General features: G+C 71.7%; 29 protein-coding genes. 14 read left to right on the top strand and 15 right to left on the bottom strand.

Annotated elements, in window-relative coordinates:
- Positions 1–2: 2 nt before the first annotated feature.
- Positions 3–197, top strand: coding sequence for a 50S ribosomal protein L24e (locus EXE52_RS10400; protein WP_049930824.1), 195 nt, complete (start codon positions 3–5; stop codon positions 195–197).
- Complete coding sequence (gene ndk, locus EXE52_RS10395) at positions 194–673, top strand: nucleoside-diphosphate kinase (protein ID WP_049930823.1); 480 nt, start codon at positions 194–196, stop codon at positions 671–673. The genes EXE52_RS10400 and ndk overlap by 4 nt, the downstream gene beginning before the upstream one ends.
- Before the next feature lie 170 nt (positions 674–843).
- Here the strand turns inward: ndk and EXE52_RS10390 are convergent, their stop codons facing one another.
- The 3 genes from EXE52_RS10390 to EXE52_RS19030 all read right to left on the bottom strand — a co-directional run bounded on the left by EXE52_RS10390 (position 844) and on the right by EXE52_RS19030 (position 3160).
- Complete coding sequence (locus EXE52_RS10390; protein WP_089308599.1) at positions 844–2097, bottom strand: PQQ-binding-like beta-propeller repeat protein; 1254 nt, start codon at positions 2095–2097, stop codon at positions 844–846.
- 103 nt (positions 2098–2200) lie between these two features.
- Complete coding sequence (locus EXE52_RS10385) at positions 2201–2938, bottom strand: carbonic anhydrase (RefSeq protein WP_089308600.1); 738 nt, start codon at positions 2936–2938, stop codon at positions 2201–2203.
- Between the two features lie 87 nt (positions 2939–3025).
- The gene (locus tag EXE52_RS19030) at positions 3026–3160 is read right to left on the bottom strand and encodes a hypothetical protein (RefSeq protein ID WP_254921774.1); all 135 of its coding nucleotides are present in this window, start codon (positions 3158–3160) and stop codon (positions 3026–3028) included.
- Between the two features lie 253 nt (positions 3161–3413).
- On the opposite strand from EXE52_RS19030, the gene phoU reads away from it, so the two are divergent.
- On the top strand, positions 3414–4088 hold the full coding sequence (gene phoU, locus EXE52_RS10380; protein ID WP_049930819.1) for a phosphate signaling complex protein PhoU: 675 nt from the start codon (positions 3414–3416) through the stop codon (positions 4086–4088).
- 186 nt (positions 4089–4274) lie between these two features.
- Here phoU and EXE52_RS10375 read toward each other — a convergent pair whose 3' ends face one another.
- Together EXE52_RS10375 and EXE52_RS10370 are read right to left on the bottom strand one after the other, a co-directional pair.
- On the bottom strand, positions 4275–6767 hold the full coding sequence (locus EXE52_RS10375) for a DUF2309 domain-containing protein (RefSeq protein ID WP_089308601.1): 2493 nt from the start codon (positions 6765–6767) through the stop codon (positions 4275–4277).
- Positions 6757–8244 carry a proton-conducting transporter membrane subunit gene (locus EXE52_RS10370; RefSeq protein WP_089308602.1) on the bottom strand — a complete coding sequence of 496 codons (1488 nt, stop codon included), beginning with the start codon at positions 8242–8244 and terminating at the stop codon, positions 6757–6759. The genes EXE52_RS10375 and EXE52_RS10370 overlap by 11 nt, the downstream gene beginning before the upstream one ends.
- 252 nt (positions 8245–8496) lie before the next feature.
- On the opposite strand from EXE52_RS10370, the gene EXE52_RS10365 reads away from it, so the two are divergent.
- Entirely contained in the window at positions 8497–9513 is a 1017-nt protein-coding gene (locus EXE52_RS10365) for an amidohydrolase family protein (protein WP_089308603.1), read from the top strand.
- On the opposite strand, the gene EXE52_RS10360 is transcribed toward EXE52_RS10365, so the two are convergent.
- Positions 9510–9992, bottom strand: coding sequence for an Lrp/AsnC family transcriptional regulator (locus EXE52_RS10360; protein WP_049930813.1), 483 nt, complete (start codon positions 9990–9992; stop codon positions 9510–9512). The genes EXE52_RS10365 and EXE52_RS10360 overlap by 4 nt on opposite strands.
- A 109-nt stretch (positions 9993–10101) precedes the next feature.
- Between EXE52_RS10360 and EXE52_RS10355 the strand changes: the two genes are divergently transcribed.
- The 5 genes from EXE52_RS10355 to EXE52_RS10335 all read left to right on the top strand — a co-directional run bounded on the left by EXE52_RS10355 (position 10102) and on the right by EXE52_RS10335 (position 12131).
- Complete coding sequence (locus tag EXE52_RS10355) at positions 10102–10500, top strand: thioesterase family protein (protein ID WP_086219098.1); 399 nt, start codon at positions 10102–10104, stop codon at positions 10498–10500.
- Positions 10501–10595: 95 nt separating this feature from the next.
- Complete coding sequence (locus EXE52_RS10350) at positions 10596–10835, top strand: glutaredoxin family protein (RefSeq protein ID WP_049930810.1); 240 nt, start codon at positions 10596–10598, stop codon at positions 10833–10835.
- Positions 10832–11365: a cob(I)yrinic acid a,c-diamide adenosyltransferase gene (locus tag EXE52_RS10345; protein WP_049930808.1), complete on the top strand. Its 534-nt coding sequence runs from the start codon at positions 10832–10834 to the stop codon at positions 11363–11365. Before EXE52_RS10350 ends, EXE52_RS10345 begins: the two co-directional genes overlap by 4 nt.
- Positions 11366–11412: 47 nt before the next feature.
- Positions 11413–11739, top strand: a complete 327-nt coding sequence (locus EXE52_RS10340; protein WP_049930806.1) for a cupin domain-containing protein — start codon at positions 11413–11415, stop codon at positions 11737–11739.
- The gene (locus EXE52_RS10335; RefSeq protein WP_086215398.1) at positions 11739–12131 is read left to right on the top strand and encodes a rhodanese-like domain-containing protein; all 393 of its coding nucleotides are present in this window, start codon (positions 11739–11741) and stop codon (positions 12129–12131) included. The genes EXE52_RS10340 and EXE52_RS10335 overlap by 1 nt, the downstream gene beginning before the upstream one ends.
- Before the next feature lie 21 nt (positions 12132–12152).
- On the opposite strand, the gene EXE52_RS10330 is transcribed toward EXE52_RS10335, so the two are convergent.
- Positions 12153–13061 (bottom strand): Vms1/Ankzf1 family peptidyl-tRNA hydrolase, encoded by a 909-nt coding sequence (locus EXE52_RS10330; RefSeq protein WP_089308604.1) that lies wholly within the window; start codon positions 13059–13061, stop codon positions 12153–12155.
- 205 nt (positions 13062–13266) lie between these two features.
- On the opposite strand from EXE52_RS10330, the gene EXE52_RS10325 reads away from it, so the two are divergent.
- The gene (locus tag EXE52_RS10325) at positions 13267–13920 is read left to right on the top strand and encodes a PH domain-containing protein (RefSeq protein ID WP_089308605.1); all 654 of its coding nucleotides are present in this window, start codon (positions 13267–13269) and stop codon (positions 13918–13920) included.
- The gene (locus tag EXE52_RS10320) at positions 13917–14447 is read left to right on the top strand and encodes a PH domain-containing protein (protein ID WP_049930800.1); all 531 of its coding nucleotides are present in this window, start codon (positions 13917–13919) and stop codon (positions 14445–14447) included. The genes EXE52_RS10325 and EXE52_RS10320 overlap by 4 nt, the downstream gene beginning before the upstream one ends.
- 36 nt (positions 14448–14483) lie before the next feature.
- Here EXE52_RS10320 and EXE52_RS10315 read toward each other — a convergent pair whose 3' ends face one another.
- From EXE52_RS10315 to EXE52_RS10305, 3 genes are all read right to left on the bottom strand, one after another.
- The gene (locus tag EXE52_RS10315; RefSeq protein WP_089308606.1) at positions 14484–15269 is read right to left on the bottom strand and encodes a TSUP family transporter; all 786 of its coding nucleotides are present in this window, start codon (positions 15267–15269) and stop codon (positions 14484–14486) included.
- A gap of 223 nt (positions 15270–15492) precedes the next feature.
- The gene (locus EXE52_RS10310; protein ID WP_049930796.1) at positions 15493–15837 is read right to left on the bottom strand and encodes a DUF5802 family protein; all 345 of its coding nucleotides are present in this window, start codon (positions 15835–15837) and stop codon (positions 15493–15495) included.
- 144 nt (positions 15838–15981) lie between these two features.
- The gene (locus tag EXE52_RS10305) at positions 15982–16908 is read right to left on the bottom strand and encodes an NADP-dependent phosphogluconate dehydrogenase (protein WP_049930795.1); all 927 of its coding nucleotides are present in this window, start codon (positions 16906–16908) and stop codon (positions 15982–15984) included.
- 155 nt (positions 16909–17063) lie between these two features.
- Between EXE52_RS10305 and EXE52_RS10300 the strand changes: the two genes are divergently transcribed.
- On the top strand, positions 17064–17540 hold the full coding sequence (locus EXE52_RS10300; RefSeq protein ID WP_089308607.1) for a cupin domain-containing protein: 477 nt from the start codon (positions 17064–17066) through the stop codon (positions 17538–17540).
- Positions 17541–17576: 36 nt separating this feature from the next.
- On the opposite strand, the gene EXE52_RS10295 is transcribed toward EXE52_RS10300, so the two are convergent.
- Positions 17577–18815: a threonine synthase gene (locus EXE52_RS10295; RefSeq protein WP_089308608.1), complete on the bottom strand. Its 1239-nt coding sequence runs from the start codon at positions 18813–18815 to the stop codon at positions 17577–17579.
- A gap of 267 nt (positions 18816–19082) precedes the next feature.
- Between EXE52_RS10295 and EXE52_RS10290 the strand changes: the two genes are divergently transcribed.
- Positions 19083–19829: a helix-turn-helix domain-containing protein gene (locus EXE52_RS10290; RefSeq protein ID WP_089308648.1), complete on the top strand. Its 747-nt coding sequence runs from the start codon at positions 19083–19085 to the stop codon at positions 19827–19829.
- 69 nt (positions 19830–19898) lie between these two features.
- Here the strand turns inward: EXE52_RS10290 and gcvPB are convergent, their stop codons facing one another.
- From gcvPB to fen, 4 genes are all read right to left on the bottom strand, one after another.
- Positions 19899–21329, bottom strand: coding sequence for an aminomethyl-transferring glycine dehydrogenase subunit GcvPB (gene gcvPB, locus EXE52_RS10285; protein ID WP_089308609.1), 1431 nt, complete (start codon positions 21327–21329; stop codon positions 19899–19901).
- The gene (gene gcvPA / locus EXE52_RS10280; protein WP_089308610.1) at positions 21329–22657 is read right to left on the bottom strand and encodes an aminomethyl-transferring glycine dehydrogenase subunit GcvPA; all 1329 of its coding nucleotides are present in this window, start codon (positions 22655–22657) and stop codon (positions 21329–21331) included. The genes gcvPB and gcvPA overlap by 1 nt, the downstream gene beginning before the upstream one ends.
- A 137-nt stretch (positions 22658–22794) precedes the next feature.
- The gene (gene gcvH / locus EXE52_RS10275) at positions 22795–23178 is read right to left on the bottom strand and encodes a glycine cleavage system protein GcvH (protein ID WP_089308611.1); all 384 of its coding nucleotides are present in this window, start codon (positions 23176–23178) and stop codon (positions 22795–22797) included.
- A gap of 197 nt (positions 23179–23375) precedes the next feature.
- Entirely contained in the window at positions 23376–24353 is a 978-nt protein-coding gene (gene fen, locus EXE52_RS10270) for a flap endonuclease-1 (protein WP_089308612.1), read from the bottom strand.
- A 153-nt stretch (positions 24354–24506) separates the two neighbouring features.
- Between fen and fer the strand changes: the two genes are divergently transcribed.
- Positions 24507–25160, top strand: coding sequence for a ferredoxin Fer (fer, locus tag EXE52_RS10265; protein WP_049930784.1), 654 nt, complete (start codon positions 24507–24509; stop codon positions 25158–25160).
- Positions 25161–25175 lie beyond the last annotated feature (15 nt).

Genomic DNA, 25175 nt, shown 5'->3' with positions numbered 1-25175 from the left:
CAATGGTCGAGACACGCACCTGCGATTACAGCGGTGAGGAGATCGAGCCCGGCACGGGCACGATGTACGTGAAGAAGGACGGACAGATCCTCCACTTCGTCGACTCGAAGGCGGAGAAGAACTACTTCCTCGGCCGCGAGGCGCGCGACGTCGAGTGGACCGAGGAGGGTCACCGGGCCGGAGGCGACGAGCAGTGAGCCACCACGACGAGCGCACCTTCGTGATGGTGAAGCCCGACGGCGTCCAGCGCGGTCTCATCGGCGAGATCGTCTCCCGCTTCGAGGAGCGCGGGCTCAAGCTCGTCGCCGGGAAGTTCGTCCAGCTCGACGAGGATCTCGCGAAGAACCATTACGGTGAACACGAGGACAAGCCGTTCTTCGACGGCCTCGTCGAGTTCATTACCTCCGGCCCCGTCTTCGCGATGGTGTGGGAGGGCGCGGACGCGACCCGGCAGGTCCGCGCGATGGTCGGCGAGACCGACCCCGCCGAGTCCGCCCCGGGCACGATCCGCGGCGACTTCGGCTTAGACCTCGGCCACAACGTGATCCACGCGTCGGACCACGAGGACGAGGGCGCGAACGAGCGCGAGATCGACCTGTTCTTCGACGACGAGGAGCTCGTCGACTACGACCTCGACACCGCCGCGTGGGTGTACGAGGACGAATCTCACTGACGCGACTGCTCGCGGAGCGTCTACCGTTTCTCCGCTGTCCGATCCCGCACAGAGCTACCGCTCACGCGACACACCGCGTTTCCGGTGAATATTCGCGCTGAGTGCGGCGCAGTCGGTTGGTTTTGCTCTGCCTTGCCGGCATAAACTGCCGCCGAGCGCCGCTCCCGGAATCACGTGTCGACCGCGATCGCGGTCCCGTCGTCCGCGACGACGATCACCTCGTCACCGCCGTCGCCGGTGACGTCGGCGAACAGGGGACCGCCGTACGCGACGACCTCGGCGGGACCGCCCCGGGCGGTCACCTCGCCCTGTTGGGTCATCGCGAGGGCCTCGCCGTCGCGGTTGACCACCACGGGCGCGAGTTCGCCGTCGCCGTCGACGTCGCCCATGCGCGGCTCGTTGATCCGGGTCGAGGCACCGTACTGCTGTTTCCAGACGACCTCGCCGTCGAGGAGGTCGACGGCCCAGACGCTCCCGGAGCCGCCGACGTACACCCGTCCGGGGTCCGCATCGCCGATCGCGACCGGGAGATCCTGAAGGCCGACCTCGTACCGGTCCGAGCCGTCGCTCGTCTCCAGCGTCTCGATGTTCCCGTTGGCGCCGCCGAGCGCGAGTACTGGCCCGTCCCGGCTGTCCGCCGCGTTCCAGCTCAGCGGATTCACGGTCGGCTCGGTCGTCCATCGCGTCCCGCCGCTCGCGTCGAGCATGTGGACCGTCGCGGGGGCGCCCGCGGTCGTCAGCACCGCGAGTCCGCCCCGCTCGTCGGCCTCAGCGTCCGGTTCGACGATGAGCGGTCGGCGGCTGATCTCGCCCGCCAGCGAGGCCTCGGCGACCGAGTCGCCCGCGGCGTCGACGACCCGAACGCCCCCGTCGGTCGTGACCGCGGCCACCTCCCGACTTCCGTCGCCGGTGAGGTCGCCGATCGCGGGGCGGACCCCGCTCGGACCGCCGAGGTCGACCGCGAACCGCTCCGTCCCGTCGGCGGCGTCGAGGACGACGAGCTCCCCCGGCGCCGTCGTGAGCGCGACGACCGGGTCGCCGGCGAGGGTGCCCGCGGTGAGCCCGCTGACGCCGACCGGGCCGTCGCCGTCGGAGCCGTTCGTGTCGCCGGCGTCCCCGCCGCCGCGCTCCGCGTCCGGGCCGGAGACCGGGACCGACCAAGGCGTCTCGTCGGTCCCGACGGCCGTCGCGCGGACGACCCGCGACCCGTCCTCGGCCGCGGGGCGGAAGAGGAGCGGCTCGCCGTCGACGGTCGCGACCGCCGCGCCGCTGCCGTCGTCGCCGGGCGCCGGCCCGGACTCCCAGACGATCGTCGTCTCGGTGGTGGCGTCGTCGACGCCGACGAACGCGAACAGCGCCACGCCCACCCCGGTCGCGCCGCCGGCCAGCAGGATCAGCGTCGCGAACAGGACGCGTCGGTCCATTTGAACCCCATTCGGGCGTCGCCGTAAAACGGTTGTCGGATGCGATCCCCTCGCCCTTGGCGTCCCGGTGCCTCCCGATCTCGGCGGCTTGGAGCCCCTCGCGCTACAGGAGTGTCACCACGTGGTCGTCGTGCGACGCGCCGACGAGGTCGCGCAGCGCCGCCGGGTCGCGCTCGCCGTCGGCGTTGACGAGGTAGGCGACGCCGTCACGGTCGCCGTAGACGCCGTGGAGATCGTACACGAAGCCGTACACGGTCGCGTCGGCCGCCTCGTCGCTGCCGCGGGCGAACGCGACCTGCTCGTGAACGTTGTACTCGACGAGCCGGTCGCGGACCGAGACACCGGCATCGCTCTCGGCGTCCTCGTCGGTCGTGCCATCGACCGCCTCGCCGTCACCCTCGCCGACGACGGCCGGGTCGTCGAGCCCGGCCTCGACGATCGGCAGCAGCGCCTCGACGGCGGCGCGGACGCCCGGTTCGGCCGGGAACTCGCCGGTGCGCGCCGCCGCGAGCGCGGCGCCGACCGCGCCGCACCCGGTGTGGCCGACCACGGCGAGGACCTCGGTGTGGGTGTGCCGGAGCGGGTACGCCACGCTCCCGTCGAGGACGCGCTCGCCGTCAACGAGCGCGCTCACGCTGTTGCCGATGGCGCCGGAGGTGAAGAGGAACCCCGGCTCGTCGACGGCGAACATCCCCTCCTGTGACACGCGCGAGTCGGAACAGCAGACGGAGACCACGCCGGGGCGCTGGCCGTCGCGGTGGCTGTCGAAAACGTCGGGAGTGAGAGCGGCGACGTGGTCGTCGTTGCGGCCGAGGAGGTCGGCGAGTATCCGGCGGTCCATACCGTCCCGCCCGGCCGCGGGCACAAAAAACGCCGTGGCGCGGGGGTGCTTCTGACGGAGTCCTCCTGCCCGAACGGCCGGGACGGGTCAGGCGACGAGCCCGACCGCGGAGACCAGGATTCCGACGACGAACACCGCGAGGAGCGCGATCGTCGCGAGCACCACCGCGGGCGCGAGCGCCTCCTCGTTCTCGTCGACGACGAAGTCTTCCAAGCTCTGCATATCCGAGCCGTCGTCGCCGCGGGGTTTGAACGCTTCGACCGAGGCTCCGCTACCGGTCGAACCAGTCCGTCACCGGCCGAACCCGTCCGGTACCGTCCGAGTCACGCGGGGTCGTGACCGCTGCCGACGCGTCGGTGTCGTCGCGGCCGCTCCCTCGTCGCTCCGCTCGGTCATTCGTCGACCGCCCGGCTGCCGCGTTCGGGAACCGGCCGCCGACGTGTTTTTGTGCGTCGGGCGTGGCGGATCTGCCAAGATGCCACGCGAACAGTACCAGACGAAGCTCGAAGACCTCCGCGACGACGTCCTCTACATGAGCGAGGTCGTCGCCGAGCGCCTGCGGATGGGGCTCGACGCGCTCGAACAGCAGGACGAGGAGTTGGGCGAAGAGGTGATCGCCGGCGACGCCGAGATCAACGACCTCTACCTCGAACTGGAGGGACAGTGTACGGACCTCATCGCGCTCCAGCAGCCGGTGGCCGGGGACCTGCGGTTCATCGCGGCCTCGTTCAAGATCATCACCGACCTCGAACGGATCGCAGACCTGGCGACGAACCTCGGCGAGTACGCCAAGCGGGCCGACCGCGAGGTGTTCCCCGACGTCGACGTCCAGCGCATCGGCGACGACACGCTGGCGATGCTGGACGAGGCGATGGACGCGTACGCGGAGTCGGACGCAGAGCGCTGCTACGCCGTCGCCGAGTCGGACGACGAAGTCGACGCCGCCTGCGAGGCCGCGAGCGACCTCGTCGTCCGCGACCTCATCGAGCGCGACGAGCTCCGCGAAGACGAGGACGTGGAGGGTACCATGCAGAACGTCTCGCGGCTGCTCCTCACGATCCGCGACCTCGAACGGGTCGGCGACCACGCGGTCAACATCGCCGCCCGGTCGCTGTACATGATCGAGAACGACGACGAACTGCTGTACTGACCGAGATCACTCGGTCCGGGGACGCCCACCACGTACCGTCGCCCGCCCGCTGAGAACGCGTCGCCGAGCGGGACGCTCTCCCCGTGCTGTGTCCTTCCGGATCGAGACGAAACAGGCGTGGCTCTCGGCGCCGTCGCGTGAGCGGCCGCGCTTGCTCCGCTCGCCGGGTTCCGTGGCGAACCGATCTCAGTCGTCGGCGACGGCCGGCGTCGTCGCCGTTCCGGGGCGCGCTTCGGCCGCCGCGGGCGCCGGCGTCCATTCTAAGTCCTCTTCGTAGCGGAACGCGCGGTGGTCCCGCGTCGGGTCGACGACCGTCAGCGAGAGCCAGTCGTTGTCCAGCAGTCCGGCCACCGCCTCGTTGTCGGCGAGGATATCGGTGACGCGGTCGACGGGCGCGTGGAGGACCGTCGAGAGCCGCAGCGGCTGGTGGTACGCCGTGTCGGCGTCGGCCATGAGCGACTGGAGCGGAAGGCCGGTCATCAGGTCCCCGCCGTTGCCCTGATAGACGCCGACGTTGCCGACCGGGTTGTGGGTCACCTTCGACCCGCTGCCGTACGCGGCGTTGTCGACCGTCGAGAAGTAGTACTGCGCGTTGATCCACTGGGTGACGACCATCGGGCCCGTCAGTATCGCCTCCAACGCCGTTCCGTCGGGGTCGGTCGCCCAGTCGTACGAGTGGAGGAAGGCGCGCCCGTCGAGGTCGAGGTCGCTCGTCAGCGGCCGGGGCCCGACGACGAAGCCGGCGTTTCCGGCCAACCCCCACTCGGGGCGCGTCTCGGCCCAGTCTGCGGCCCGCCGTTCCGCCTCGCGCACGCCCGCCGCGCCCCCGGGTCCGGCCGAGTCGGCCTCGCCCGCCGGTCCGACCCGCTCGGCGGCTGCCGCCTCGCGGGCGGCGTCGAGGTCCGCGCGCAGCCGTTCGAGGTCCGCCGCGTGCGAGTCCGGTACGTCCCCGTCGTACAGCTCGACCTCGTCGGTCGTCGTGTTGTGTTCGGCGGCGAGGAAAACGGTGTCGTCGGGCACGTCGTGGCCGCGCTCGCGCAGTCCCGTCTTCACTTCGGGGTCGTTGCAGATCGCCGCGAGGACGCGGGCGCTCGGGCCGCCGGGGTTGCCGGCGCAGGCACCGCAGTCCAGGCTGGAGTCGTGGGGGTTGTTCGCCGTCTCGGCCGCGTGGCCCGTGAAGACGACGAGGCGACCGAACTCCTCCCACCCCATCAGCTCGAACGCGGTCGCGGCGTACTCGACCTTCTCGTCGCGAGTCAGACCGGTCGGAAGCGCTCCGGGAGCGCCGTCCCGCCGGTGGACGCCCGGTTCGCAGAACTCGTGATCGCCCGGAACCGCGTCGTCGGTCGTCGAGAGCAGGTCGTACACCCGGGCGGGAAGGAGCGTGCGCGCCGCGAGCGCGAGCCCGTAGCCGCTGCCGGCGCCCTCAACGAAGCTGAAGGCGGTCGCGGGGTTCGAGCGGAGCGTCTCGATCGCCTCGCCCGCGGCCTCGCGAGCGCGCGCCCAGCGGTCGCGGCTCGCCCGCGCGCCGTCGTCCGTCGGGACCTCGGCGACGCGGTGCTGCGGGTCGAGGATCGGGGGACAGGCGTCGATCGACACGTCGTCGTCGTACCCCTGGTACTCCATCGGGACGCCGAAGAAGCCGGCGTAGCCGTGCGTCTCGTAGTCCCCTGTCGCCTCGACGTGCCGACGGATCACCTCCGAGCGCGTGTCGATACAGAAGACCAGCTGGGCGTCCGGGCGTCCGGACGCGCCGCCGTCCGCGCGGGCCCCGCGCTCGCCGTAGCGGGCCTCGCTCTCGGCCGCGACCCGCTCGACGAGCGCGTCGCGGTACGTCGCCTCCCACGCGCTCAGGAACGCTGCCGCGATCTCGTCCTCCGCGTCGACGACCGGACCGTCGGACTCGGCCGGCGGGGCGAGGTCGATACCGAAGGCGTCCGCCAGCGCGAGCCGGGCCGCGAGGTACCCGGTCAGCGTGATCGGGTACGCGGACTGCCACGCGCCGTCGTCGTCGGCGCGGCGCTTGAGCAGCCCGGTCCACCCGGGGAGCGCGGCGAACTGCGCCTCGAAGATCGATTGCCACCGGTCGTCGGGATACGGCTCCAGCGCGGACTCGACGGCCGCCGTCGGCGACGCCGGGAGGTCGGCTGCGAGCCCCCGATCGGGGATCTCGTCGTCGTGCTGGGCGACCGACCGGAACGCGTCGTAGAACCCCGCCTCGCGGTTCGGCATCGACCACTCGGCCCGCCCCTCGTCGAGGAAGGCCGACAGCCACTTCGTCAACACGCGGTCGACGCGCTCGGCGTCGGAATCCGGGCGCGTCGCGGCGCCGGCGTCGCTCGGTTCGTCCGTCCCCTCGGCGGATTCCAGCCGGTCCAGCAGGGCTTCGGGACCGGCCTCGTAGCCGCGGTCGGTCAGGGTCTCGTCGAGCAGGTCGGCGTCGATCCGCCCCTCGTCGAGGGCCGTCCGGAACGTCGCCGCCCGCGGGTAGCCGCGGCCGCCGAGAAGGTCCGCCGCCCGGCTCACGGCCTCGTCGAACGGCCGGTCCTCGAAGCCGGCGAGGGGGTTCGCGGTCACGAACGAGTGGACCGGCCAGACCGACCCGACGGCGGTCGCGGCCGTCTCGATAGCGTCTCCGATGGCGTCTGCGTCGTCTTCGGTGGTGGATTCAGCGTTCATCGTATTCCTCCGTGGCGGTCAGGACGGTTTCCGGGGCGGGCTGCCCCGCGTTCAGCAGGGCGACGTAGAGGCGCTCGCTCCGTTCGTAGACGCCGGTCTCGATCGCGACGTACGCCGCGAGGAAGGCGACGCCGACGAGCGCGTGGAGCGCTGTCAGTTCGGTCGGCGCCGAGACGACGGGGAGCCCGGCGAGCAGCCCCGAGACGGCCTCGTACGCGAGCGCGTACACGGCGATGGCCGGGAGCGCCACCAGCGGGACGGCGCCGTAGCGGGCCGCCGTCGACAGACCGGTCTGCCGGACGGCGCTCCGGGCCGCGTGGAGCGTCGTGAGCGTGACGAACCCGGCGAGCAGCAGCCCGCTGTCGAGGCTCGTTCCCTTCCCCGTCAGGACCGCGAACGTCGCGCCGCCGGCGAGCCCGGTCAGCAACACGACGGCCGCACCCGCGACGCCCGTTCCCCCGAGTTCCGACTCGGTCTCCGTCGGGGCCGTGCGCTCGACCTCGTCGCCCGCGCTCAGGAAGTGGTACGCCTTGTAGAACCCGTGTAACACGAGGTGCGTCACGGCGGCGGCGAAGAAGCCGAGCCCGGTCTGGACGATCATAAAGCCCATCTGCCCGACGGTCGAGCAGCCTAGTTCGCCCTTGACGTCCGACCGGACGGTCTTGAGCAGCTTCCCGCCGAGGGCGCTCGCGGCGCCCGCGACCACGAGGGCGAGCATGAGCCCGGTTTCGGCCGTCACGACGGGCGCGAAGCGGGTCAGGAGGATGCCGCCGGCGTTGACGAAGCCGGCGTGCATCAGCGCCGACGCGGGCGTGGGAGCGGTCATCGAGGAGAGCAGCCACCCGTGGAACGGGACGAGGGCGGACTGGATCATCGCCGCGAGGACGAGCGCGCCCCCGGCGACGAGCAGCGTGGGGCCGCCGAGCCCGTCCGCGCTCGCGGCGATACCCGAGATCGTCGTCGCCTCGGTCGCCCGCCACAGCGTCAATAGGGCGACGCCGAGGAGCGCGCTGCTCGCGAGGAAGTGCCGCCGGGCGACGCTCGCGGCCGCGCGGGCCTGCGGCCAGCCGTCGACGGTCCCGATGAGCCGGGCCATCAAGAGCCCCATCGCCAGCCAGCACAGCCAGAACAGCGTGAGGTGGTCGGCCGCGACGAGCGCCATCACGGCGAGCGTGAACGAGAAGATCCCGAGGAAGAAGTCGGTCTCGTGGGCGCTCCCGGCCATGTAGCGCCGGGAGTAGCTGTGGACGATCCCGCTGAAGAACGTGACGACGGTCCACAGCAGGACGGTCAGTCCGTCGACGGCGACCGCGCCGGGCACCTCCCACGAGGCGCCGAGTCGGAGTCGGGCGACGAGGACGGCGACGCTCGCGGCGAACAGCGACCACGCGAGCCACGTCAGTACAGCGGAGACGAACGACGAGTCCGTCGTCTTCCGGAGCGCTCCGACCGTCGTCTTCGAGGTGGGTCCTGACATCGTTCGAGCGACCACGCGACCGGTCTCGACCCGCCGTCGGGTCGAGTCGCAACCCGGTCGTTGTCTACCCACTTTGAGAACATAACGTCTATTAAAGCTGTTTGTATTCACAATTCGTTCGCAATAACAGCATTATAGAACATTATGATTATCCTCTCATGGGGGAGGGCCTGGCGAGTCCGCGGTCGCAAGTGAGCCCGTTCGGCGTCGCGACTCAGGAAACCATATCGGCTCGGAGTCCGGAGGACCGGTATGCGAGAACTCGCAGGGACCGTCCTGGTCGGGGAGTCGTTCGAGCCCGTCCGCGGACGCGTCGTCGTCGAAGACGGGCGGATCGACGCCGTCGAGGAGACGGACACCGACTCGACGGACATCGTGCTGCCGGCGTTCGTCAACGCGCACACCCACCTCGGAGACTCCGTCGCGAAGGAGGCCGCGGTCGGCCTGTCGCTCGACGAGGCGGTCGCGCCGCCGGACAGCCTGAAGCACCGGCGGCTGGCGGCCGCCGACCGCGACGAACTGGTGTCGGCGATGCGGCGGACGCTCCGGTTCATGCGTCGGACCGGCACGGTCTCCGCGCTCGACTTCCGCGAGTCGGGGCCCGCCGGCGCGCGCGCGCTCCGCGAGGCGGCGGCGGAGACGGGCGTCGACCCGTTCATCTTCGGGAGCGGCGACCCGTCGGTCCTCGACGTCGCCGACGGCTACGGGGCCTCCGGCGCGAACGACGACGAGTTCGCCGCGGAGCGCGCCGCCTGCGAGGATCGCGGTCGCCCGTTCGCGATCCACGCGGGCGAGCCGGACGCGACCGACATCCACCCGGCGCTCGACTACGACCCGGACCTGCTCGTTCACATGGTCCACGCCGAGCCGGACCACTTGGAGCGCGTCGCGGACCAGTCGGTCCCGATCGCCGTCTGTCCGCGCGCGAACGCGGTCCTCGATGTCGGGACGCCGCCGATACGGGAGCTGCTCGACCACACCACCGTCGCGCTCGGCACCGACAACGCCATGCTGAACCAGCCGTCAATGTTCCGCGAGATGGCGACGGCGGCGAAGCGGTTCGACGTGACCGACCGGGAGGTGTTGCGAATGGCGACCGCCGCGGGCGCCGAAATCGCCGACCTCGACTGCGGGGCGATCGAGCCCGGGCGGCGGGCGGCCCTCCTCGTCCTCGACGGCGACTCCGACAACCTGTCCGGCTCGGAGGACCCGGTCCGTGCGGTCGTCCGGCGGGCGACCGGGCTCGACGTCGAGCGCGTCGTCGGTTAGTCCTCCGCCCCGTCCCGCCCGGCGTCGAACCGCCCGAACGGGGTCGTCTCGTGGGTCCGCACGAGGACCTCGTCGGCGACGGTGACGCCCATGTCGAGGAGCGCCTGCGCCACGGGCGTGATGTCGCTGTCCGACTCGCCGACGACGGTGACGAGGAGGTTCTGCTCGCCGGTGACGAGCTCCTGGACCGACACGACTCCGTCGATCGCGAGGATGTCGGGGATGAGTTCGCCGCGCTCCGGTATCGACGCGGTACAGTAGAGCAGCATCCGGAGCGGATACCCCGACCGCTGGTAGTCGACGCTGGCGCTGTACCCCTTGATTACGCCCTCGGACTCCAACCGCTGGATGCGCTTGCGGACGGTGCTGTCCGAGGTACCGGCCCGCTCCGCGATGTCCCCGGACGACGTGTTCCGCGCGTCCGCCTGGAGCGCGTACAGGATCGCCCTGTCGACGTCGTCTATCGCGCCGTTGTCCATGTCTCGCCGGTACGCGCGTGTCGGTTTTATACGTTGGTGGGGCGCCCGGCGCCGCCGCGGTCGACGCCGATCCCGACGCCTACATACGATCCCCGCCAGTGGGTCGGATATGGCGACCTACACCGCGGACATCGACGTTCGGTTCCGCGACATCGACGCGATGGGCCACGTCAACAACGCCGTCTACGCGACGTACATCGAGCAGGCGCGGACGCGCTTCTTCCGCGATGTCCTCGACCTCGACATCTCGGGGGCGTCGACCGTGCTGGCGTCGCTGTCGATCGACTTCCGGCGACCGGTCGAACTCGACGACGACGCGGTCGCGGTGAGCGTCGAGATAGCGGATCTCGGCCGGTCGAGCGCGACGATGACGCACGAGATCCGGATCGGCGACGCCGTCGCGGCGGAAGCCGAGGCGACGCTCGTCGCCGTGGACCCGGAGACGGGCGAGCCGACGCCGATCCCGGAGGCACACCGGGAGGCGATGGCGTCGTACCGAGATCGCTGAGGGGGCGGCCCGCGGCCCGGGGCTGCGATACGAGGCCTCCCCCACCGTCGCGGTCGGACGCACACCTTCTTGACCGCGCGGACCGATCGATCGGTATGAGCGTTCGACTGTACGCCCTCGACGGGTGTCCGTGGTGCGAGAAGGCGGCCGACGCCCTGGACGACGCGGGCGTCGAGTACGAGACGGAGTGGGTGGAAGCGCTCCACTCCGACCGGAACGAGGTGAAGCGAGTGAGCGGCCAGCGCGGCGTCCCCGTCCTCGTCGACGAGGGTCGCGGCGTGACGATGGCCGAGAGCGCGAACATCGTCGACTACGTCGAGAGGACCCTCGCATGAGCATCTACACCGGTCGCGGCGACGAGGGGGAGACCGACCTCCGGGACATGAGCCGGGTGTCGAAGTCCAGCCACCGCATCGAGGCGTACGGCTCGGTCGACGAGGCGAACGCGCTGCTCGGAACGGTCCGCCCGACGGGCCACGAGGACATCGACGAGCTGCTGGAGACGATACAGAACCATCTTCACGTCGTTCAGGCCGACCTCGCGAACCCCGACCCCGACCCGGACGACCCGCAGGTGGAGCCCGACCATGCCGACCTGCTGGAGGAGCGCATCGACGCGTTCGACGAGGAGCTGGAGCCCCTTCGGTCGTTCATTCTCCCGGGCGGCGGCGAGGCGGGGGCGGCGCTCCACCACGCGCGCGCCGTCGTCCGGCGCGCGGAGCGGCGCGTCGTCGACCTGGCGCGCTCGGAGCCGATCAACGAGTCGGTCGTCACCTACCTCAACCGCCTCTCTGACCTCCTCTTCACCCTCGGCCGCGTCGCGAACGCGCGTGACGGCGAGCCCGAGGAGTCGCCGACGTACTGAGCCGCCCCGAGCGCGCGATTTTTCCCCGTCCCGCGCGAGGTGCGGGTATGACGCTCGACAGCTACGCGGCGGCGGTCGCCGATCTCGACCCGGCTCCCGGCGAGGTCGAGACGGCGGAGGTCGTCGTCACCGACGACGCGCTCGTGAAGGCGTTCGTCCTCGGCCCGGACGCGACCGTCGACCCCCACGAGCACGCGGACGCCACGAACGTGTTCCACGTGCTGGAGGGGGAACCGACGGTGATCCGCGACGGCGAGGAAGAGGCGCTCGCGGCCCCGGCAGTGGTGGAGAACGCCCGGGGCGCGGTCCACGGCGCCCGCAACGACACCGACGACCGAGCCGTGCTCACGGCCACCCTCGCCCCGCTCCACTGATGGACGGCGAAATCGACCCCGAAGAGCTGTCAGCCCTGCTCGACGAGCGCGGCGACAGCTCTCCCGACGAGTCGCTCCGCATCGTCGACATCCGCGACCGGCGCGCGTTCGACCGAGGGCACCTCCCCGACAGCGAGTGCATCCCGTTCCCGGAGCTGACGAACCGGATCGCGGAGCTCGAGGGCGGCGACCGCATCGTCACCGTCTGCCCCCACGGCGTCGCCAGCCAGCAGGCGGCCCAGCTCATCGGCAGCTACGAGGGGACGCAGGACGCGCGCGTCGACAGCCTCCGCGGCGGCATCGAGGCGTGGGAGCGGGAAATCGGCGACCTGCCCGCGTCGGACGAGCCGGCCGCCAGCGATCCCGACGAGGGGCCTGAGAGCCCGTTCTGACGCCGGACGGGCGTCCCCGGTTCAGATCGCGCGGATCCGCACCCGCCAGAAGTCGCGGAACGCGTCGTCAAGCGCCCCCTTCGGCTTGCCGGTTGCGTCCGACACGTCGGTGACGTCGGCGCGGTCCCGAACCCGGCCCAGCACGCTGCGCTCGCCGACGACGATCACGCGGTCGAGGTCCTCTCCCGCGGCGACCGCGGCGAGCGCCTCGTCGGCCCGGTCGAGGTGGTCGTCGATCTGCCCCTCCCGGCGGCGTTCGAATCGCCCCTGCGAGAAGCCGCCCTTCGAGTGTGCCTCCTTCACGTCGGTGGTGAACCCCTCGAAAGCGACCCGCTCGTCGCCCTCGTAGGTGCCGACCGCGAAGGTGTCCGAGCGGACCACGGCGAACGCGAACCGGCCGGTCGGGCGGAACCACGCGTCGTCGAGCCGGAACCGGTCGCTCCACCGGTCGAACGGTTCGGGTTCGACCGGCGGCGTCAGCGCGGCGCTCACCGCGCCCGTGTCGTCGGCGAGGACGACCGCGGGCGCGGCCCGCCGGACGAGCGCCGTCCGGTCGCCGAGCCAGTCCGACACGGTCGCGGGGACCGAGTCTGCGTCCGGCACATACGCCGTGAGCAACCCCTCCGGGTCGTCGCTCTCGACGGCCCGGAACCGCTCGAGCGCGTCCGTCAGCCGCGAGCCGCTGCGGTCGCTCACGCGGCGGAACTCGACCGTCTCCTCCGTCCCCTCGGCGCGCTCCAGCCGCTCCTCTAACGACTCGATCCGGTGTTCGAGCTCGTTCACGCGCTCCTCGGCGCGCTGCCGGTCGGCGACCGCGTCGGACCGCCGCTCCTCCTCGGCCTCGGCGCGGCGTTCGAGGTGACTCTTCTCCTCCTCCAACTCCTCGATGCGCTCCTTCAGCTCGGCGCGCCCGAGCAGCCTGTCGATCATACCGAATTCGCGACCCGCCGCGACGTAAAAGGTGCGTCTGCGGCGGAGACGGACGCCGCTCTCCGGGCCGTCCGCGCGTCGCGCCACCGTCCGCCGCCGTCTCCCGCGCGACCGTTCGTCGCCGCGTTCACGTCGTCCGCTTCGCGCGTGACCCGATCGGTGCGCCTCCGCCACCGTTTTAGCGTCTCCCGACGCTTCGGGGGATATGTTGTCTCCGTCCCTCCAGGAGGAACCGAAGACCGGCAACGGCGTCACCGCCGACCTCGACCTCGACTGGCTGTCGCTCGACGACGACGAGGAGATCCGCTGGGCGAGCACGCCGCACAGGTACAGCGTCGTCCCGGCGCTTCTCGTCGGCGTTCCCCTGTCGCTCGTCCTCGTCGGGATCCCGATCGTCGCCGCGAGCTACCTCCAGTACAAGAACACGAACTACGTCGTCACGAACAAGGGGCTCTACAGCAAGCGGGGCATCCTCTCCCGGGACGTGAAACAGATCGGGTTCGAGAAGGTACAGAACATCTCCTACTCGCAGTCGGCCATCGGTTCGTCGCTCGGGTACGGGTCGGTCGAGGTCAGCACCGCCGGCGGCTCCGGCGTCGAGCTACGGTTCCGGAGCATTCCGGACCCGGCGTCGGTCCAGGAGCTGATCGCCAGGGAGATCGACGCCGGAAAGCGGGACAGCGCCGACGGCGGCGGCGACGCCGACGACGTGCTCGCCGAGATCCTCGTCGAACTTCGCGCGATCCGCTCCGCGGTCACCGACGACGGTGCCGGCGGCGACGCCGAGACGCCGACCGCGACCGGCGAGGACGTCGGCGCCGAGCGGACCGCGTCGGAGACGGCGCGCGAGGACCGATGACCGGCGACTGGTGGTTTCGGCACGACGACGAGACCGTCGTGTGGACGGGTCGCCCGCGGCTGTCGGCGGCGCTCGGCGGGGGCGTCGTCGGCGTCGCGACCGTCGCCGTCGCGCTCCTCGCGGCGGCCGCGGTCGACCCGCGCATCGCCGCGGCGAGCCCGCTGGGCGTCGGCATCGCCGGCTGGGAACTGCTCCGCGTCACACGGACCGACTACGTGGTCACGACTCGAGCGATCTGGTCGAAACGCGGCGTGCTCGGCCGAAAGGTCCGCCGCGTCGGGCTGGCACAGGTACAGAACACGGCGTACAGTCAATCGGTGACCGGTTCCGCGTTCGGGTACGGCACGGTCACGATCGAAGTCGCCGGCGGGCCGGACCTCGAGCTCCGCCGGATCAACGACCCGCAGGCGGTCCGACGGTCGATCACCGACCGGACCGGGACCGTCGACCGCGAGCCGCCCGGGACGGTCGAGCAGTGGCGGGCGGTGCTGTCCGTCGTCCGCGACATCGAGGCCGCAGTCGACTGACCGGCGGCGACTCCGGCGGAGCGACGGCGACACCGGTCAGGCGACGCCCGCGCCGCCGAGTATCAGCCGGAGCCCGATGACCGTGAGGAGGCCGAGGACGAGGCCGCGCCGGAGCCGCTCGCTCACGCGGTCTCGGAGGCGAGTCCCGACGGCGACGCCGGCGACCGCAGGGACCGCGGCGGCGGCCGACGCGAGCGCGAACGCGGCGTCCGGGTAGAGTCCGAGCGCGCCCGCGGCCCCGACGCGAAGGCCGTTGATCCCGACGAACACCAGCGCCACGACGCCGACGAACACCCCGTGCGAGAGGTCGAAGCTCCGGACGAACGCGACCAGCTGGACGCCGACGTTCGTCGCGCCGAACAGGACGCCGGAGACGACGCCCACGACCCCCATGACGAGCGGGCCTTCGGCGCGCTCGCGGTCGGCCGAAGTCGGCAGCGACGGGAGCGCGACCGCGCGCTGCGCGGTCGCCACGAACCCGAGCGAGACGACGCCGAGCAGGACGCGCAGGGGAGCCGCCGGGAGGCGATCGAGCAGCGCCATCCCCGCGAGGGTGCCGACGAGCGCGGCCACGAGCAGCGGTGCGAACCGGGCCCCGCAGGTCCGCAGTTCCTCGCGCGTGAGCTCTCCGACGAGGGCGACGTTCACCGCGAACATCGGGACGATCATGAACGCGACGGCGGCCGCCGGGTCGAGCGTCGACGCGAGCACCGTCGTCCCCACGACCGCGAAGCCGAACCCCGCGACCCCGTTGACGGCGCCCGCGACCGCGACGACGACCGCGACGGTCGCAACCAGCCCGGCCGAGAGCGCGAGCGCCATACGTTCGACACGAGCCGGACCGGCATAATAACACGAGTGCCCGATCGGGCGGCTCCGGCGGCGTCCGCGGCCCGACATCGAACCATTTCCCGCCTACGCGGTCGCTATGCCGGTCGGTCCCACGCGCAGTTCGACTCGACGCGCGGGCCCGCCCCTATCGGTCTCCGGGCGCTACCGCCGCGGCCTTCGCCGTTCGCGACTCCCTCAGACACGCGGCGGCGTCCTACGCGTTCACGAACGGCTCCCACCCCTCCCAGCGGAGGAGCGTCTCGGCGCGGTCCGCGTCCGCCAACAGCACGTTCCGCCGGTCCGGGAGCGTCTCGTCGGCGAGTCCCTGCGGAATCGCGAGCGTGCCGCTCGGTACGTCGTCGTCGCCGCCGACCGGGATGTGGCCGCCGTCGACTTTCATGACGAGCGGGGCGTCGAGTCGCTCGACGCCGTCCCCGTCCGCGTACAGCTGCTCGTTGACGTGTTCGTGGTCCGCCCGCCGGATGACGGCGCGCTCGCCGTCATGGGGTTCCACGTACAGTTCCCCCAGGTAGTAGCCGCTCGAGAATCGCTCGAACATTCTATGCGTGTCAACACCTACCACGACCATACATAAGTGTTTCTCGGCCGTGACCGGCCCTGATAATCGGGGACGGAACGCGCCCGGTTCTCAGTCAGCGTCCTCAAGCGCGCCGTGACCGAGCGGTCCGCGGGGTGCTCGCCCTCACTCCTCGTCCGACCGCCGCGCGACCTCGTGGCGACCGAACCCGTACCGGAGTCGGTTCGCGAGCCGTCGCGAGAAGCGGCCCTCGTTGCGCGAGTCGAACCGCTCCGCGAGCGCCTGGTAGATGATCGGCACCGGGACCTCCTGTTCGAGCGCCTCCTCGACGGTCCACGTCCCCGTCGAGCCGCCCGCGACGTGGTCCGCCACGTCGCCGAGCTCCGATCCCTCCTCGCGGAACGCCTCCTCGCAGAGCTCCAAGAGCCACGACCGGATCACCGCGCCGTTGTTCCACGTGCGCGCCACCGACTCCATGTCGAGGTCGTAGCGCCCGTCGGCGAGGAGCTCGAACCCCTCGCCGTACGCCTGCATCAGGGCGTACTCGACGCCGTTGTGGACCATCTTCACGTAGTGGCCCGACCCGGACTCGCCCATGCGGTCGTGGCCGTCCGGTCCGGTCGCCACCGCGTCAAACACGGGTACCATCGCCTCGTAGGCCCACGCCGGACCGCCGACCATCAGCGAGAAGCCCGCCTCCGCGCTCGCGGGGCCGCCGGAGGTGCCGCAGTCGAGGTATGCGGCGTCGGTATCCGCGGCGCGCCGCGTGGACGCCTCGAAGTGGGAGTTGCCGCCGTCGACGACCACGTCGTCACCGTCGAGGTACGGTTCTAGGTCCGCGAGCGTGGCGTCGACCGCGTCGCCCGCGGGCACCATCAGCCAGATCCGCTTGCCGGCGTCCTCGTCGCCGCCGGACCGGTCCAGCCGGTCGCAGAGGTCCGCGAGCGAATCTGCGGGCTCCGCGCCGTTCTCGGCCGCCTCCGCGGTCGCCTCTGCCGAGAGGTCGAACGCGACCACGTCGTGGCCCGCCGACAGCGACCGGTTCGCGACGATCTGCCCCATCCGCCCGAGTCCGATGACCCCGAGTTCCATACGCGAGGCGTGGCGGGGCCCGGCCGTAGTGGTTCCGGTTCGCCGGGCGACCCCGGGCCCGGGTCAGTAGCCGATCTCGGCCTCGGGCTGCCGTCGTCGACGAGCGGGAATGCGGTCTCCCGAACCGTTTTTAGCTCCCGCGGAGTGCCGGGGTCATGGGACGCGTCAACGAAGGCGACCTCGACTGGAGCGAGACGGACCGCGGCGGGACCCGATTCTGCCGGAAGCAACTGGCCGAAGCGGCCGACGGCGAGGCGATCGGCTGTAGCCTCTACGAGCTCCCCGCCGGGGCGAAGTCGTGGCCGTACCACTACCACACCGCCAACGAGGAGGCGCTCTACGTCCTCGCGGGCGAGGCCACGCTCCGCCACGGGGGAGAGACGGAAGAGATCGCGGCCGGCGACTACGTCGCCTTCGCCGCCGACGAGTCGGGCGCGCACCGCGTCGTCAACGAGGGCGACGACCCCGTGCGCTACCTCGCGCTGTCGACGATGACCGAGCCGGACGTGACGGTGTACCCCGATTCGGAGACGTTCGGCGTCTTCGTCGGGTCGCCGCCCGGCGGCCGCGACGAGCGCTCCTTGTCCGGCTTCCACGAGATCGACGACGCGGTCGACTACTGGGAGATGTAGCCGCTCCGGCGACTGGGAACTCAGGTGCCCGAGAGTTCAGACTCCGTCGCGCTCGGCGGCCGCCGCCTCTCGCTCTCCGAGGTGCGCGCGCAGCGCGTCCACGTCCTTGTTGCCCGCGCCGGTGTTGAGCAGGACGACGGTGTCGTCGGGACCGAACTCGCCAGATTCCGCGAGCGCGAACGCCCCCGAGACGGCGGCCGCGCAGGTCGCGCCCACCTCGAGCCCCTCCGTGCGAGCCACGTCGACCGCGGCGTCGAGGATCTCCCGGTCGGTCGTTGCCACCGCACCGCCGTCGGACTCGCGGACCGCCTCCAAGATGAGGTGACTCGCGCCCGGATCCGGGATCGCGATCCCGTTGCACGCAGTGTCGACCTCGTCGGCCGCGAGCGGCTCGTGGCGGTCCGCCCCGGACTCGTAGGCGCGGACGACCGGGGCGCAGCCCGCGGCCTGCGCGGCGTACATCGGGACCAGTTCGTCGGTCCACCCCAGCTCTCTCGCCTCCCGGGCGGCCTTGTGCATCCCGACCAGCCCGACGCCGCCGCCGGTCGGGTAGACGACCGCTTCGGGGGTTTCCCAGTCGAGCTGTGCCAGCAGCTCCAGTGCCATCGTCTTCTTTCCCTCGTGGCGGTACGGCGTGACGAACGTCTTCGTCGAGTACCACTCCGGGTTGTCAGCCATCGCCTCGGCGTACGCTTCTCCGGCGTCGCCGATCTGGGAGCTGCCGTCCACCGGGTCGGTAACGGTCAGGTCCGCGCCGTGGACCTCGGTCATCGCCTTCTGGGTGAACCCCGCCCGCGAGGGGAGGAACACGTGCGCGTCGAGGTCTGCGCGGGCCGCGTACGCCGCTGCCGCCTGCCCCGCGTTGCCCGCGCTGTTCAGGGCGACCTCGCTTGCGCCGTGCTCGCGCGCCGCCGTCATCGCGGCCGCCTGCCCCCGGTCTTTGAACGTCCCCGTCGGGTTCGCGCCCTCGTCTTTCAACAAGACCCGCCCCACGCCCATCGCGTCCGCCAGCCCGGGACACTCCACGAGCGGGGTGGCCCCCTCGCCGAGCGACACCGCGGTCTCGGCGGGGAACGGGAGGAGCTCGTCGTACCGCCACATCGACCCGTCGGGGCGGGCGTCGAGCGTCTCCGGCGTGAGCCCGACGCGGTCGTAGTCGTACGTCGGGTCGAGGATGCCGTCGCAGTCGGGACACCGGTGGGTCGCCGCCTCCGCGTCGAACGTCTCCCCGCAGTCGACGCATGTCAGGCCGACGAACGCGTCCGTGGTCTCCATGCCAGCGCGCCCGGGCGCCGGGGCCTTCGGTGCTGCGGTCGCGGCGGTGTCGGCCCGACCACCGAAGCGGCCTCGCTTCGGCGACCGAGACGGTCACGTTTCGGCGAGCGAGGCGGCCCGCGGTCCGCCCGCCTCTGCCCGGGGTACTTAGGTCCGAAACGTATGAAGCGGTAGGCGGAGGGGAGTCGGGACGGTACTCCCACGGGAGATGCGTGTACCAGCGACCGCCCGGACGGCGGGTCCGTGGGGTGGAGCGAGGTGGAAGCGATGAGTCGGACGGTGCTCCGGTTGGACCTCCCGACCGGGTCGTGGCTCGCCGACGCGTCGCGGGGCGTCCCCGCGGCGACGCTCCGGATCGCGGAGACGATCGCCGTCGACGGCGACGCTCCGGAGACCGCGGCGACCGTTCGGGTCGCCGGCACCGACAGGGACCGCGTGGAGGACATGGTCCGGGGCCACGAGCGCGTCGCGCGCGTGACGGCGGTCGAGCGCCGCGGCGACGTTCGCACGCTCCGCGTGGTCGGCCGCGCCCCCGTCTACCTCCCCGCGGCGCGGGCGGTCGGCCTCCCCATCGAGTCGACGGTCGAGGTCGCCGACGGCCGCGCCACGGTGACGGTCGTCGGCGATCGGGACCGGATAGAAGCGTTCGGGCGTCGGCTCGCGGACGACGGGGTGACGGTCGGCGTCGCCGCGACCGGGGGCGACGAGCCGGATCGGACGCTCACCGAGGCGCAGCGCGACCTCGTCTTCGCGGCGGTCGAGAGGGGCTACTACGACACCCCGCGGCGGTGTACGCTCACGGAGCTGGCCGAGGCGAACGGGATCGCGAAGTCGACGTGCAGCGAGACGCTCCACCGCGCCGAGGGACGGGTGATGCGCCGGTTCGTCGACGGCGAGGGGCCGTTCGACTCGCCGTCGGACGCCGAGGGCTGGCCAACGGCGAAGCGCGCGCCCCCCGGGGCGGCCTTGCTCGAGGCCGACGAGCCCGACGCCGACAAGCTCGACGCCGACTAGTTCTGCGTCGACGGGCCCGGCGCGACCGGGCCGCGGGTCGGCCGGTCGGTTCGCGTGTGTGCGAGCGTGCTATTCCCCGTCGAGCGCCTGCCACGAGAGCCGCGGGTCCCGCGCGGCGCCGACCTGGTCGATCCGCGCGGCGGCGGTCCGGTTCGGCGCCGCGTCGAGCGCCTCGTCGGTGTCCGCGTACGCGAGGTTGAACGCCTCGGCGAGGTCGTCGAGCGAGGACTGCCCCTCGATCTCCGTCGGCTCGGTCAGCATCGCCTCGGGGACCATCTCCGGCCACTTCGTCGTCGGCGGGTGGACGCCGAAATCGAGCATTCGCTTCGCCACGTCGGCCGCGTCGCGGTCGCCCGCGGTCGCCGCGAACTCGTGGTGGAACGGGCCGAAGGGAACGTCGAGGTCGATCCGCTCGGCGAGGTAGTTCGCGTTGAGGACGGCCTTCGCCGCCGCGTCGGCGAGCCCCTCGTCGCCCAGGCGGGCGACGTACGCGTACGCCTTGATCAGCACGAGCCAGTTGCCGGCGAAGCCGTGGACCCGGCCGATCGTGCGGTCCGGCTCGAAGCGCTCGTACCCCGACCCCGTCTCGGCCTCGCGGACCCGCGGCGTCGGGAGAAACGGCGCCAGTTCGTCGACGACGCCGACCGGGCCGGCGCCGGGACCGCCGCCGCCGTGCGGCGTCGCGAACGTCTTGTGGACGTTGTAGTGCATCACGTCGAACCCCATGTCGCCGGGCCGGCCGCGGCCGAGCAGCGCGTTGAGGTTCGCGCCGTCGTAGTAGAGCAGGCCGCCGGCGTCGTGGACGATCTCCGCGATCTCGGTGATGTCGCGCTCGAAGAGGCCCACCGTGTTCGGGTTCGTGAGCATCAGCGCGGCGGTGTCGTCGCCGACGGCCGCCTCCAAGGCCTCGAGGTCGACGCGCCCGTCCTCGCCGGAGGGCAGTTCGACCACGTCGTAGCCGGCGGTCGCCGCTGTCGCGAAGTTCGTCCCGTGGGCCGACGCCGGGATCACGACCTCCGAGCGGTCGTTGCCGTGGTGCTCGTGATACGCCTTCGTGACGAGGATCCCCGTCAGTTCGCCCGCCGCGCCCGCGGGCGGCTGGAGCGTGACGGCGTCCATCCCCCCGATGTCGGCGAGCGCCTCCTGGAGCCGGTACTGGAGTTCGAGGTTCCCCTGCGCGGAGCGCGCGGAGCGGTCGGGGTGGACGGCGGCGTTCGGGTCGGCCGCCACGTCCTCGGTGAACTTGGGGTTGTACTTCATCGTACAGCTCCCCAGCGGGTACGGCCCCGCGTCGATGGCCCAGTTCATCTGCGAGAGCCGGGTGTAGTGGCGCGCCGTCTCCGGCTCCGAGGGGTTCGGCAGCGTCAGCTCCTCGCGGGTCAGGTCGTCCGGCAGTGGAGAGCCCTCGCGCACGTCGACGGTCGCTTGCCCCTTCTCCGAGAGCAGCGGCTCCCGGACGTCCTCGCCGTCTCGCTCGTAGTTCGCTTGGTCGTGGATCATCAGAGCACCTCCTCGAAGGCCGCGACGAGCCCGTCCGTCCGTTCCGCGTTCAGGTCAGTGACGCACACCTGAAGCAGGTGGTCGTCGATCGCGTGGACCGCGAACCCCTCGGCCTCCAGGTCCTCGGCGACCGCCGGGGCGGGCTGGTCGACGTGGACCACGAACTCGCGGAAGTGGTGACGGTCGTGGACGGGGGCGGTCGCGCCCGACAGGCCTTCGATCCGGGCCGCCAGCGCCTCGGCGTCGCGGACGCAGTCGTTCGCGAGGTCGACGAGGCCGTCGGGCCCCAGCGTCGCCGCGTGGATCGCCGCCCGGAGCGCGACCCACGCCTGGTTCGTACAGATGTTCGATGTGGCGCGCTCCTTGCGGATGTGCTGCTCGCGCGTCTGGAGCGTCAGCGTGTACGCGCGGTCGCCGTTCGCGTCCTCGCTCGCCCCGACGAGCCGACCGGGGACCTGCCGAAGGAAGTCGTCGCGGCAGGCGAAGATGCCGAGCCCCATCCCGTAGCTGGTCGGCAGGCCGAGCGAACCGGCCTCGCCGACGACCACGTCGGCGCCGACCGACGCGGGCGATTCGAGCACCGACAGCGCGACGACGTCGGAGCCGAGCGCGAACAGCGCGCCGGTCTCGTCGGCGAGGTCGCCGATCGCCGCGAGCCGCTCTTCGAGGCAGCCCCGCACCGTCGGGCTCTCGGCGTACAGCATCACGACGTCGTCGCCCGCGCGGTCCGCGAGCGCGTCGACGTCGGCCGTGCCGTCCGCCACCGGGTACGTCTCGACGGTCATGTCGGCGCCGTCGCAGTAGTTCTCCAGTACCGCCCGCTTCCCCTCGCGGAGCTGCTCGGGCACGAGGACCACGTCGCCCGATGTCGAGCGGACGCGGTCCGCCAGCGTCGCGGCCTCGCCGAGCGCGGTCGCGGCGTCGTACATCGAGCAGTTCGCGACGTCGAGCCCGGTCAGCTCGACGAGCATCGACTGGTACTCGAAGAGCGCCTGGAGGAACCCCTGCGACACCTCCGGCTGGTACTGGGTGTAGCTCGTGAGGAACTCCGCGCGGTCGGCGAGGTGGTCGACGACGCTCGGCACGTAGTGGCCGTAGTGCCCCCGGCCGAGGAACTCCGTGAGGTCGTCGTTGCGCGCGAAGATCCGCGCGCACTCGTCGCGGATCTCGCGTTCCGTCCGCGGCTCGATGCCGAAGTCACCGTCGAAGGCGACCGGGTCGGGGATGTCGAACAGGGCCTCCTCGTCCTCGACGCCGATCGCCGCCAGCATCGCCGCGGTCTCCTCGTCCGTGTGCGGTGCGTACGGGGTGCCGTTGGCCCGGCTCATCTGGTCGCTCCCCCGCGTCCCCGGGCCGTCGCCCGGCCGTCGTTCGCTCCTCGGTTCGCGGCTCGTCGGTCGAAACGTTGCGTTGTCATGATCGGGTGCGGTGTCGAATGTCCGTCGTCGGATCCGGGTCGGCGCGGTCAAGCGATCTGCTGGTCGTACTCGTCGGCGTCGAGAGTCCCATCGGCGTCGCCGCCCTCAGCCGGGTCGACCTCGAGCATCCACCCCTCGCCGTACGGGTCCTCGTTGACGAGTTCGGGGCGGTCGAACAGGGCTTCGTTGACCGCGACGACCTCGCCCGAGACGGGCGCGTACAGGTCCGACACCGCCTTGATCGACTCGACGACGCCGAACGACTCGCCGGCGGAGACCTCGTCGCCGACCTCGGGGAGCTCGACGAACACTACGTCGCCGAGCTCGTCCTGCGCGAAGTCGGAGACGCCGATCCGAACGGTGTCGCCGCCGGTCGTCGCCCACTCGTGCGATTCCAAGTACCGTCTGTCGTCGGGAACGTCGAAGCTCATTTGTCGGGGTCGCCGCGGTCCGATCGGGTTCCGGTCCGCGACACGTGTGAATCATCCTTCTGACGACGAGGAAATAAAAGGTGTGTTCGCGGCGGTCGAGCCGGGGAACGGCGGCCCGGAGCGCCGGATCGGTCCCGGCGTCTGAACCACCTCGACCCCGGCGTCCGAGCTCCTCCGTCACCCGCCTCGGCGCCCCGTCAGGTCCACCGATCGAGCCCGGTCTGGACCTGCGACTCGGCGATGCGCTCGAACCCCCGCTCGACCTCGCCCGCGGCGACGCCCCACTCGTCGACGACGTACTCGCGGGCGGCCTCGACGTCCGGGTTCACGTCGGCGTCGACCGCGACGTCCTCGGCCGGCGGGTCCATGAACAGCTCCCGGATCGCCTCGGCGTTCGGGATCTCGGCGTCCCGGGCGTCGAGGACCCCCCACAGATCGCCGTGTTCCGCGATCGCCTTCACCGCCGTCTTCGGCCCGATCCCGCGGACCCCCTCGTTGAAGTCGGTGCCACAGAGCATCGCGACGTCGACGAGCCCCTGCCGGTCGAGGCCGAGGTCCTCCAGGGTCGCCGACAGGTCCATCAGCTCCGGGTCGCCCTTGCTCGTCAGCTGACGGAGCGTCGTCGGCGCGCCGAACAGCAGCGTGTCGTAGTCCTCGCTGCCGGCGTGGTCCACCATCCCCGTCGCGGCCATGTGCGCGCACTGCGCTTCCCCCTCCGCGGGCGCCTCGACGACGGGCACGTCGAGCAGTCCCAGCAGCTCGCGGGTCGTCTCCTGTATCGTGTCCGTGAGCCGCTGCGTGCGCGCCTCCAAGCGCGCGGCCTCGACGGCGTCCCCGCGCTCCTCGGCGGCTGCCCGGCGTTCCTCGGCCGCCTCGCGCTTCTCGCGGCGCTCCGCTACCTCGTCGGCCTTCAGGTCGGTGACCGCGCCGTCGAACACCATCACCGGGATCAGGTCGTGCTCGAAGAACTTCGGAAGCCCCTGAACGACCCCGATCAGGTTCGCGACCTCGACGCCGTCGGCGGTGGTGTACTTCTCGTCGCTTGTCCACTTCACCGTCGTCGTGAGGTACCGGTACAGCCAGTTGTGCGCGTCGACGGCAACGACGCCCCCCTCGATCTCCGCGAAGGGCGCGTCGCGGATCGACGCGAGGTCGCGCAAGTCGGCGTTTCCCATTACCCGTCAGTGGGGCGCGTCGCTGTTAAACGCTGACGGGTCGGGGGGACCGGCGGCGGTTCGCGGCCCGCAGTCGCTTCGGCTCCCGCCGCGATCCGCCTGCCGACTTCTGGGCAGTTTATGTGCGTCACGCGCGTACGGCGAGGCGTCTGAATGGTTTCCCCGTTCGAGGTGTTGGAGGTCGACGAGGACGCCGACGACGAGGCGGTCGAACGGGCCTACCGCGAGCGCGTGAAGCGTGCGCACCCGGACCAGGGCGGCTCGATCGAGGAGTTCCAGCTCGTCCGCCGAGCCTACCGCGAGCTGTCCGAACGCGACGGGAACGGCGACGCGGGCGACGGGACCGACCCGGCTGACGTCGACCTCACCGAGGGCGACGACGCGCGCGAGCCGCGGTCGACCCGCGTCGAGTTCCTCGACTACGAGGCGGTCGTCGACTACGGCTGGTCGCTCGAGGACGACGAGCTGTTCCGGAAGGCCGCCCACGCCGACCTCGGCCCCGACGCCCACGGTCGCCTGCTCGTCCACGCGGACGAGAGTCTGCTTGAGGCGGCCGAGCGCAGCGGCTTCGCGTGGCCCTTCTCCTGTCGCGGCGGCGCCTGCGCGAACTGCGCGGTGTACCTCGCCGAGGGCGAGCTCTCGCAGCCGACCGACCACATCATGCCCGACGACCTCGCCGAGCGGGGGTTCCGGCTCTCCTGTAACGGCTACCCGCTGACCGACGAGCTGTCGGTCGTGTTCAACGTGAAACAGCGTCCCGAGCTCGACGACCTCATCCTCCCGCCCGGGCCGTTCACGCGTCGCTGACTCCGCCGCGTCCGA

Source organism: Halorubrum sp. CGM4_25_10-8A (assembly GCF_005435025.1).
Lineage (GTDB): Archaea > Halobacteriota > Halobacteria > Halobacteriales > Haloferacaceae > Halorubrum > Halorubrum ezzemoulense.
This window is presented reverse-complemented; position numbering and strand designations above follow the sequence as displayed.